We start from the raw sequence: 11,382 nt of genomic DNA on the forward strand, positions 1-11,382 counted from the left end.
TAGCTTTTTATTTTTTTTTTAACTTTTCTCTTTTGACCTTTTGATATTTCGAAAGGAAGTGTAAATACTAAATAGATAACATTAAAAGTTGTTAAAATTTTTTTCAATTGTTTTTTTTATTTCTTCATTATTTTTTTCTGATAACGTCCCTTATCTGTTTCCACCATTAAGAAATAAACTCCAGATTTTAAGCTTGATAAATTATATACATTTTTTACTAGGTTTGGTTTTATTTTACTTATTAAACGACCATGTACATCTATAATACTTAGTTTTTTAATAACTTGTTGATTATTTAGTTTTATTTGATATTTATCTGAAATTGGGTTTGGAAATATTGACAATGTATTACTTACATAGTCTTTTGTACTTAAGCTACTTACATATTCAAACTCAAACCAATTCATATTAAAACCGCTTTGCAACACTTTCATTTTTAAGGTGTAAATACCTGCATTTAATGTTGTTGGTATAGATGTTGTTTGCCATGATTGCCAACCACCCGTTACAGGTAAATTTATGGTAGCAATACTTTGTGTGATTTGATGATTTGAAAGTTCAAATTCAATTTCTCCAACACTAGATTCTGCGGCGGTTCTTAAGTTTAAGTTATAATAACCGCTTTCAGAAATATAAATTAGGTATTCTGCGTAATCTCCAGCATCTGTATATCCAATATTTTGACCCGAACCTAAATCTGAGGTATTTTCTAGATCCAAACCTACTTGATTGTTAAAATCTTCTGCTTGAATTTTTCCAGGAATTAATAATCTTGTTATCAAATAATTATCAACCAATTTATTTTGAAAATTTGGTAAAATAACATTATACGTTGATGTTATAATATTTCCTGTATAACTTATTTTTATTTCATCTTGATAGAATAAATAATTTTCTAATTCAATGGTAATTAATCGATTATTGGAAGGGTCTATTGTTGATGATGTTATGTTTCTTGGGGTATTATTTACAGTTACTTCAAACAGATCATTTGTAAGTTCTTGACTTCTTAAAGGATGATTTAAAATAATTTTAATCGATTTTTCATCGTCATTTGTACTCGCACTCAACACATTAAAAGCAGGAATAGCTTCTGTTGATTTTAAGAACTCGATACTACTCATATTGTAAGATGCATTGCCATCAACCAAAATTTTAAGCACATGTGTACCTGCTTCTATATATTTATTGGTAATGGTTTGGAAAACAAAATTGTTCCAGCCACCTGTGCTTCCTAATGTTATATCACCTGCAAAATCGACATCATCTAAAAAGAACTTTGGTTTTCCTCCTGTTTGTTCTGTAGCATATCTGAATTTAAAATTATAAAAACCAGTTTCTTGAACATTTATGGTATATTTAAGCCATTCATTTTTTTGTGTATAACCAATATGATAGCCATTGCTATTTGTATTGTCTGTATTGGTCTGAATATCTACGCCATCATTTCTGTAATTCCAACCAGAATTCCAAGGTTGATAGCTACCCGTAGAAAGGCTGTAGTTTCCGTAATCAATATCATTATATGCAATACCATTACTACCTAAATCGTAATCAGAAAGATAAATGAGCCCTGGAATGGTATGGTTTTTATATGGAATATGAGTTTCGTCTTGTGGCTGTCTAATGCATGCATCTACAACATCTCTATAGTATTTATTATTGTCTACTACTAAATCGTCAGTTAATTGTTTTAAACCCTCTATGGCATCTTGCACTGATGGTTTTGCCCCTTCTCCTTTCCAATAGCTAATAATTGCCTCATATTTTAAATTTGAATTTATAGAAAAAGGACTTACAATTGTTTCAATTCTTTTCCAAGGCCACCATGACCAGCCAATATCATTATCTTCAAATAAATTGATAGCTTCTGTATACCAAACGTTAGAATTTTCTCCAGATTCTCCCATCCAAAGTGGTACATTATGTTGATTTCTTAAATCTAATACCCATTGTATAGAGGCTGTATCATTATAAGTCCAATATTTATGGAAACTATAAACCATATTAGAATCCCAAGGAGGTGTTAAACCTGTAAAATCATTGGCAAACCAGTTTCCTTCAATGAAGATAATATGGTTTTGATCATGGGCTCTTATCGCATTTGTTGTTCTTACGTACAAATCTCTTAGAATTCCAGATTCTAAAGGCCAATTTACTTCGTTAAGTAAATCATAGCCGCCAATCCATTCTTTATCTTTATATCTTTCTGCTAATTTCCCCCATAACGCCACTGTTTTATTTTTATTAAATTCACTCTCCCAAAGAGAGGGTTTATCTGAGTCATAATCTGAAATGGCTGCATCTTGACCTTGTCCTCCAGGAGCTGCATGCAAATCTAAAATCAAATAAATTTCATTTGCTTCACACCAAGTTAAGAGTTCATCAACCATTTCGAAACCTGTTTCTAGCCAGGTATTTTCGCCTTCTATAGTTTCATCTTCAATTGGTAGCGTAAATAAATTATAATGCATCGCTAAACGCACACTATTATACCCCCATTTTTTAATAGAATCTAAATCTTGTTTTTGGAAAAAATTCTTTCTCCAATTAGTGTAAAACGTTTTAGTTTCTTCTTCGCCAATTAACAAGTTTAATTTTTCTATAAACTCATGCTGAGTATCTGCTGCTCCAGAAGAATTCATCATATATCCTTCTTGTAACATCCAACCTCCTAAGCCTACACCTTTTAGTAATACTTCTTCTCCTTTTGAGTTAATAATTTTTTTACCTAAAGTTCTTAATCCTTGGGCATTGAGAGAAATTGCACCTATTAAAAACAGATACATTATATATTTTTTTATCATTATTATTTTGTTTTTTTATAAATTATCTAAACCATATAAAGTAATTTCTGAACCAACTGTAATTTGAGTACTACCGTAATTTGAAGTAATGGAGAGTTTTAAATATCTAAACTGTTCTGAGGTATTTGGTAAGCTAAATTCATGACCATCTATAGCCTCTTGTAAAGCAGATGCTGGGATATTACCTGCAGCATCTCTTGGATCTCCAATATCGAACTGCCCCAGCAATTGCCAGGTTTGACCATCTGTACTAGAAAACAAATCAAACGATTTAAGGTTTTCTTCTTGATAGTGATAAGTAACTCCACCACCATTATACCAAAAGGCTCTTTGCCAAACCTTAAAACGTTGAATTTTCACATTTTTATTTAAATCTATAACAATGTCTAATGGAAAGTCTAAACTACCTCCATTATTATCTCTAGTAATAATAAAATAACTGTTATCAGCATCTGTTTCTACTTTATCTATAATATCATCCCAAAAATTAATAGTAAGCCCCTCATAAGCATTTCCATTTATTGATTGATTAGCAACTAATGTCCAAGAAGATTTGTCAATTTTTTCTTCGAATAAGGGTGTATATTTTCCTTGCTCTACTAATTCTGTAATGTTGCCATCAAAATCTTCTACTTTTGTAGAAAAAGTTAGTTCTTTTGCCTCTAAACCTCTAATAAAAATATTTTCTTGAGGATTGTTAGAAGATAAAATCCTTACATTTTCTACACCATCATCTAAAACATGTACATACACGAAAACAGTTTTTGAGGCTATATTTTGCCAAGTAATTTTAACACCACCTAAATCTGGTGTAATCTGAATACTCTCTTGAACTAAAAAGATAAATGATTTTAAAGGTGTAAATTCTACTTCTGTTGTTTCAGAAATATTATCACTCTCATCAACTACATATAATTTTACTTTTAATGGCGATGTTTGATTTAATCCATTAATTTCTATTGAAGAGTTGTGCTTGCTAGACACTCTAAAAACCTCTTCTCCTAAAGAATTAGTATACACTGCTTTTACATATAAAATATCATCATCAGATGGTAAATTATAATTTATTATTCCTCCTCCATTAGTAGGAGTAACATTTATATTTGATAAAACTCCTGGAGCATTGGTATCTATAGTATTATCATCAGAACAAGCTGTAATTGTTAGGATAAATAATATTGAAAAGTATACGATTTTATTAATTTGTTTTTTCATAATGTAGTTTTTTACCAACCTGGATTTTGAACTAAATTGGGATTTCTAGAAAGCTCTGTAAAGCTTATTGGTTGAAAATAATCTCTAGGAGTATTAAACGAACGTTGACCAATTTCTTTAATTTGATAATAGTTTGCTTCAGAATCTTCATTAACAGACCAACCTTTAATTGGTGTTGAAAAATATTGATTTGCTAACTTCCATCTTCTAACATCGTAATATCGATGTGCTTCAAATGCTAACTCTATAGATCTTTCTTGATGTATAATTTCTCTTAAACCTTCTTTGGTTAAGTGTTTATTAACAGTAATTACATTATCAGAATTACTCCAAGCATCTTGTATTGATGGAATTCCAGCTCTTTGACGTATTATATTTAAAGCCTCATAAACTTCGCTTGATGGTCCATTAGCTTCATTTAAAGCCTCTGCATAATTTAAATACAATTCGCTTAATCTAATCATTGGCCATGGATAAGAAATTGCTTTATTATATGCATCTCCTTCTGTGTCTTGATGCACCAATTTTTTTAATGCATAACCTGTTTCTAAAAAATCATTTGTATTTGCAACCCTACCATGTGTTTCTCCACTTCTCATTCTTAAATTCCAAATACTACCCCAAGTTCTATTAATACCCCTGTCAAAACCTAAAGAAGCATAAAAACGAGGTTCTCTATCTAAATTTAATTTTGCTGTTCTGTTGGCAAATTGCGCATAAAATCTTTGATTAAATGCTATGGTAGCTAAATCATACCTGTTACTGTAATCAAAACTTTTATCTTCATTGATTGGTAAACCATTTTTTGTATAATACATTTCTGCCATTCTTAAACTGGGTGATAACCATTGCCAAGCAGCTTCAACAGAAGAAGAATTTGGATCTTTCATTAAAGATGGAGACTGAATTTGCCAATATTGGCCATTAGTAACTGGACTAGAATTTCCCCAAACCAATTCTGAATTCCAAGGTTCTGTAATTGAGAATCGATTATTATATTGATCTCTTATAAACTTAAATTGAAAGTTATTGGCATCAAAAGCAGGTGGTGTATCTGTATAATAATACATACTAACTCCTTGAGCCAATGCAGCATCTAAAGCTTCTTTTGCTGCCTCTGCAGCCAATTGCCATTTAGATTCATCAAAATTTTGATTAAAAAAATGTTGACCATCTTTATTTAAAAAATTAGAATAAAACTCAGAATTTCCGTTAAATAAAGGACTTGCACTGTATAATAATACTCTTGCTTTTATTGCCCTTGCAATTACTTTATCAATTCTACCCAAATCATTATTACCAAGCACTCTTTCTGGTAAATTTAAGATTGCCTCGTCTATTGTATTTACAATATAAGTAAAGCATTCATCTACAGGTTTACGCTCAACACGCACCTCTTCATCAGTTGCATCTATTGGTAAATTTACATCGATAATAGGAATAGGACCATAGTTACTTAGTAATAAAAAGTGATAATATGCTTTTAAAAAAGCAACTTCTGCTTTCCATTGATTTTTTTCTGATTGATTCATATCAACCACTAAGTCAATATTTTCAGTAAGAATATTACAAGCTCTAATGCCTTCCCAAATTGAGCCTTGACCTCTACCAGTTGCACCAAAACCAGACCAATATCCCATAAGCGGATTTGAAACGGTTTGCTGTCCTTTCATTACACGAATTGCATCTGGCTCTTTTGGAACTGGTGTAGCTAATTCATCACTCATTAAAACATAACTTGCATATGTTCCATCATTTTGAGGTAAGTAACTATAACAATTAGCTAATGCGTTAAATGCTGTTTCTTTTCTATTGAAAAGTAGGCTTAACTCTTGTGTTCCATCTGGAACAATATCTAAATATTTTTCGCAATTACTAAACGTTAGTATTGAGAAAATTACTGCTACTATTTTAATTTTTAACTTCATTTTTTACGTTTTAAAAATTAACTTGAATTCCTAAGTTAAGCACCCGCTGAGGAGGATAGCCTAAGCCATTTCCTGCCATTTCTGGATCCCATAATTTAAATTTAGAAAAATGGAGTAAATTTACTCCAGTAAAATAAATTCTTGTTTGTGTGTCTGAAAAAACTTTACCAAGAGTTTCTGGCAATGTATAACCCAATTCCACATTTTTAAGTCTTAAAAAATCGCCACTTCTTAACCACCAAGTAGACCGTTTTTCATTATTATCTATTGCATAAGTAGATAAACGTGGCCAAAATGCATTCGGATTTGGATTATTTTCTGACCAATGGTTATCAGCGATAATACTTAATGCATTTCGTTCATTTACAAAAGGAGAAATATCATTAGGGTTTATTAAAAATGATGTTCTTGCTACACCTTGCATAAATACTGAAAAATCGAAAGCTTTATATTTAGCAGAGAAGCCAAAACCATATACAATTTCTGGCACATTTGGCCTACCAATTGGCACTTCGTCCGATTCATTAATAACACCATCATTATTAACGTCTTTATATTTAATATCTCCAGGTAAATAAGAGTTTGTTGTAGAAAAACCATTAAATTGTTCTGGAGAATTATCTATATCTTCTTGATCTACAAATAATCTTTCAGCGATATAACCCCATTGTTGATTTACAGGATGACCAATTCTACTTAAATTTTTATTTTGAAATTCAGGTTCACCATTTACTAATACTTCGTTAGTGGCGTATGTAAAGTTACCTCTAGCTGTAACGTAAAAATCTCCGCTAAAAGCATGATTATAATCTAAAGATAAATCAACACCATTAGATCTTACTTGACCAATGTTACTACTAATAACTGTTGTTAATCCAGAAGTTTCTGGAATGAACTGACGCTCCATATAAATATCTCGCCTATTTTCTGTAAAAATATCTGCAATAATATTTAGCTTGTTAAATAAACCTATTTCAATACCAATATTAGATTTAGTTGCTACTTCCCAACTTACATTTTCATTGGCATACCTATTAATGATAAAACCGTTATAATAGTTGTTATAGTTAGAGCCAAAAGAATAGCCTGTACCTCCATTATTTAAGTTAACATCAGACAAATAGAAAAAGCGATCACTCGCAATAGAAATACCGTCATTACCTACTAAACCATAAGAATATCTTAATTTAAACAAGTTAACGTCTGGTAAGTTTTTTTCAAAAAAATCTTCATTAGATAGTATCCAGCCAAAACCTACAGAAGGAAAAAATCCAAATCGATTTTTTTGTGCGAATTTTTCTGATCCATTATAACCAAAGTTAAATTCGCTAAAATAACGATCATCATAACTGTAAGACGTTCTACCAGAAATACCAGTATTTCTGGATGGTAAGGTAGAAAAAGCAGTGTTACCTCCTATTGTATTTAAAGCCTCTTGAAAATAATTTACCAATAAACCACTTACTGCGTGTTTTTCGTTAAAGGTTTTATTATACTCTAATACAGCCTCGTAATAAAAATTACTATTTCCGTTGTTATTTACTGTGGGGTTGTTTAAAAATTCGGTTCCTTCTTGTATTTGAATTAATGAATTGATAAGACCTGTTGGGGTCTGAATTTCTGATGCACCGTAAAAAAAGGGGGTAAAACTACGTTCGTTTTGGTTTTCTGTATAAGTTCTTACAGAGGCCATTGCTCTTAATTTTAAACCCTCTGTAATAAACTTTAAATCTTGATTTATTTGAAATTGAGCTAAGGTTGTATTTGCGAACCGATCTCTAAAGCCTTTTACACTTTCTGCATAAGGATTTGGAAATCCTCCATTACCTTTATTACCAAATAGTGTATGGTTAAAATTTTGTGTTGCTTCGTCAGGTTCGTATGCTTTTGGAAAATTTGCTGGATTTGCCTGTGAAACTTGATAAAAAATATCTGAAGCACTTACTACAGGACCATTATACCTTTCGAATAAAGAATAAAATTTAGCAGCAACTTTAGTTGTTTTTGTTAAATTGATATTAATGTTTGCTCTTAAGTTAGATCTACTGATATCAATATTATTATTAAAGTTATTTAAAGGATCTACTCTTAACAAACCGGTTTCTTTTGCACTTGTAACAGATAAATAATATTGCGCAACTTCTCCACCACCATTAATATTTGCATTAAATCTTCTATTTAATGTAAAATCTTTAAACAACTCATTATGCCAGTTAACGTCTGGATAAATATTAGGGTTTAATCCATTTCGTGTACCTTCAATTTTTGGTTTCGAATACAGTAATGTTGCAGATGGATCTCTCATTCTTTGCGCTCTATTATACAACTCCATGTAATCTACTGCTCCTAAAAAGCTATTAATTTTAGAAGGTGCAGACATAGAATTCTCGTAACGTACAGATACTTTTGCTTTTCCTTTTTTACCTTCTTTAGTGGTAACTAAAACAACTCCATTTGCACCTCTGGCACCATACAAAGATGTAGCAGTAGCATCTTTCATTATAGAAAAAGAAGCAATATTATCTGGCTCTAAACGCGCTAAATCGTCTGTAGTTATTTGTAAACCATCTAATAAAATTAAAGGACTATTGTTAAAACCAAAAGTGGTTACCCCCCGAATAAAAAATGCTGCATTATCTGCTCCAGGTTCTCCTGATCTTTGATATGAAATTAAACCAGAAATTTGCCCAGCTAAAGAGTTTGTTATATTGGCTGTGGGTTGTTTTATGTCTGCTACTTTCATTGATGTTACAGAACCAATAACGCTAGTTTTCTTTTGTTTTGAAAATGCAACAACTTGAATTTCATCTAACTGATCTGTACTTTCCACTAAAATTACATTTATTATATTTTGGTCAGCAACAACTATTTTTTTTGTTTTAAATCCTAAATACGAAAATATTAAAGTTGCCTTTGGCGTTTTTATATTTATTACATATTTACCATCAAAATCTGTTGTAGTTCCATTGGTCGTTCCTTCAACCAAAATAGATACCCCTGGAAGAAGATTACCTATATCGTCATAAACTTTACCTGAAACAACAACTGTTTGGGAGTATGTAGAAAATGTTATTAAAAAAACTATAAAAGGTAATAATTTAAAAAATATTATTGATAATTTTTTCATTGATAACTTTTTAAATAACACAGCAAAATAGTTTCGATTTTGCTGTGTTATAAATTTTTATTCTTTGATTAATTTTTGAAACTGCCCATTAACTTCTAGAATATAAAACCCAGATTTTAATTTTTTTATTGATAACTCATTACTATTTATTGTTTTCTTAAGAACTTGTTTTGAGTTGATATCAAAAATTCTAATTTCTTTTCTTCCGTCTAAATTGCTAAAACGAATCATATCATTTGCAGGATTAGGAAAAAATTGAAAACTTGTTTTGTTAAAATCATTTACAGAAGCAGTGCCTTGCAATTGAGGGCCTTTTAAATCATCAATGTAAAAGTCTCCTGTAACGCCTGCATTTCCTGGGCCTATAAAAATAAAAATATGGTCAAAATTTATACCATCAGCCAATTCAGAGGCATCAATATAAATGTTTTGCCATTGGTTTGCTTCTAAAATATCACCCCATACTTCAAGGTTTGCATTTTGATCACCATCTTCTTTTGCATCAGATAACTTAAACATAAAATTTGTAGCCACTGAAGCGTATACTCTAAAAGAAAAAACATCATCTTTAGTTGCATCATAAGGCGCGTTTAATTGAAAATGAATTCTTTCCCATCCACCCCAAGTATCTCCTTTGGTCCATTTGGTAACCATATTGTTACCTCCAGAAGGGTCTGTAACTGTTTCGTAAGCGCCAGCTACTTCACCCATAGATTCTGAAACCGAAGTTAAAGATGTTCCATCAAAATCATTATAAGTAACAAAATTTATACCTGTTGTTTGCGTTGTGAAAGTTGCAGAAACACCTGTAATTGTTGTATTATTTTCTTTGTATTTAATTACATCGTCTTTAATACCAAACCAATATTGAGTATTTGCTTTTAATAAATCTGTTGGTTTTATTGAGATATTAGTTTTAGTATCATTAATTGAAGCTGTTGCAGAAACTAAATTACCAGAAGCATCACCTTCTCTTAGTTCAACAAAAGCAGTAAGGTCTGTAATTGTAGAACCGTCTAAATTTACAAACTGAAAGTTTGATGAAATTGTTGGAACCACGGTTTGAGAAATATCTACTGCTGCATTAATAGGTGATAATTCAGTTGTTACTTCTGGTGCCACATTACTTTTTAAATAATCATCAAAATAAAACTTATCACCTGCCTCAGATCCAGCTGATCTGTCTTTATCAAAGTAAATTTGAACTCTATCGTAATTAGTTGCTGTAATCGTACCATAGTTGAAAACCAATTCCACCCATTTATTGGTTTCTGTAACGTCTATTTTCTGTTCATGACCCTGACCATAATCTGGGTAGTTTTGTAACTTAATTGACACTCCCACTGGCTTGCTTACCCAAACTTTTACTTTAATAAATGGAGTTTCAGAAAAATCGAAAGGAGTTAAAGGTGTTGCATTATTTACCAAACTGTTTTCTAAACCAGAATCATTACCTGCATGGGTATATTCTGCAACATTATCTGAAGTATTAATTCCTGATTTATCTGGATTAGCCACTTTTGCAAAACCTGTACCTCCCCAAGATTCAAAACCTACTTCTGTATTTGTAGTATCAAAATCAAATAACATTTCGTTAATGTCTCCTGTTACTGCTGCCTTTGTTGTAAAAGTAGCAGCAACGCCTGTTACCAATTCATCTGTTGTATATTCTATGCTATTGTCTACAATGCCATACCAATATGTTGTAGAATTATTCAAATCGTTAATTGGATCAATACTAATTTCATTTTTATCGCTATTAATAGATGCTGTAAAAGCAACATCTGCACCATTTTCATTATCTTCTTTTAAAGCTACAATTGATGACAAATCAGTTATTTCAGAATCATCAATGTTTCTAAAATTACCATTAGTAGCAATTACTAAATTGGTATTAATTGCAATATCTGTTGCGTTTGCTTTGGGGCTATACTGTTGAGCAGGAGTACTGTACAATTCTGGCCCTTTAATGTCATCAAAAAAATATGTATCTCCTTCTGTAGTATTATTGCCTCCTATGATTATAACAATGTTGTTCATATAAATATTCGCAGCATTCTCTGTAAAATCGAATGTAAGTTCTACCCATTTATTAATATCTGCTGCATTTATAGATTGTGTAACTTCTATATTGTTGCCCCAATCAGGAGAATTTTCTAAATGAAAAGTAACATCTATTTCTTCGGTAGAAAAAACTTTCATTTTAAAAATTGAATTAGACATCAAATTAAAAGGAGTTTGAAATACTGTAGTTGGGTCTATTACCCCAATACCTATTCCGTTATCACCACCTGCAGTAAATTGG

The 11,382-nt window shown here is 31.1% G+C and carries 5 protein-coding genes; all 5 read right to left on the bottom strand.

Features of this window, described 5'->3' with window-relative positions; all coding sequences use genetic code 11:
- Window positions 1-116: 116 nt before the first annotated feature.
- On the bottom strand, window positions 117-2,807 hold the full coding sequence (locus tag ACTG3S_RS00760; protein ID WP_439127467.1) for a carbohydrate-binding protein: 2,691 nt from the start codon (window positions 2,805-2,807) through the stop codon (window positions 117-119).
- Between the two features lie 15 nt (window positions 2,808-2,822).
- On the bottom strand, window positions 2,823-4,022 hold the full coding sequence (locus ACTG3S_RS00765; RefSeq protein ID WP_439127468.1) for a DUF4959 domain-containing protein: 1,200 nt from the start codon (window positions 4,020-4,022) through the stop codon (window positions 2,823-2,825).
- A gap of 11 nt (window positions 4,023-4,033) precedes the next feature.
- On the bottom strand, window positions 4,034-5,950 hold the full coding sequence (locus ACTG3S_RS00770) for a RagB/SusD family nutrient uptake outer membrane protein (RefSeq protein WP_439127469.1): 1,917 nt from the start codon (window positions 5,948-5,950) through the stop codon (window positions 4,034-4,036).
- Between the two features lie 10 nt (window positions 5,951-5,960).
- Entirely contained in the window at window positions 5,961-9,077 is a 3,117-nt protein-coding gene (locus ACTG3S_RS00775) for a SusC/RagA family TonB-linked outer membrane protein (protein ID WP_439127470.1), read from the bottom strand.
- A 57-nt stretch (window positions 9,078-9,134) separates the two neighbouring features.
- Window positions 9,135-11,382, bottom strand: a 2,248-nt coding sequence (locus tag ACTG3S_RS00780; RefSeq protein WP_439127471.1) for a T9SS type A sorting domain-containing protein, incomplete at its 5' end; no start/stop codon positions are given.

Origin of the sequence: Polaribacter sp., from assembly GCF_965656025.1 — a bacterium.
Lineage (GTDB): Bacteria > Bacteroidota > Bacteroidia > Flavobacteriales > Flavobacteriaceae > Polaribacter.

Coding starts and splice junctions, on each gene's coding strand:
- ACTG3S_RS00760 (WP_439127467.1), bottom strand. CDS start 2,807: ATGATAAAAAAATATATAATGTATCTGTTTTTAATAGGTGCAATTTCT.
- ACTG3S_RS00765 (WP_439127468.1), bottom strand. CDS start 4,022: ATGAAAAAACAAATTAATAAAATCGTATACTTTTCAATATTATTTATC.
- ACTG3S_RS00770 (WP_439127469.1), bottom strand. CDS start 5,950: ATGAAGTTAAAAATTAAAATAGTAGCAGTAATTTTCTCAATACTAACG.
- ACTG3S_RS00775 (WP_439127470.1), bottom strand. CDS start 9,077: ATGAAAAAATTATCAATAATATTTTTTAAATTATTACCTTTTATAGTT.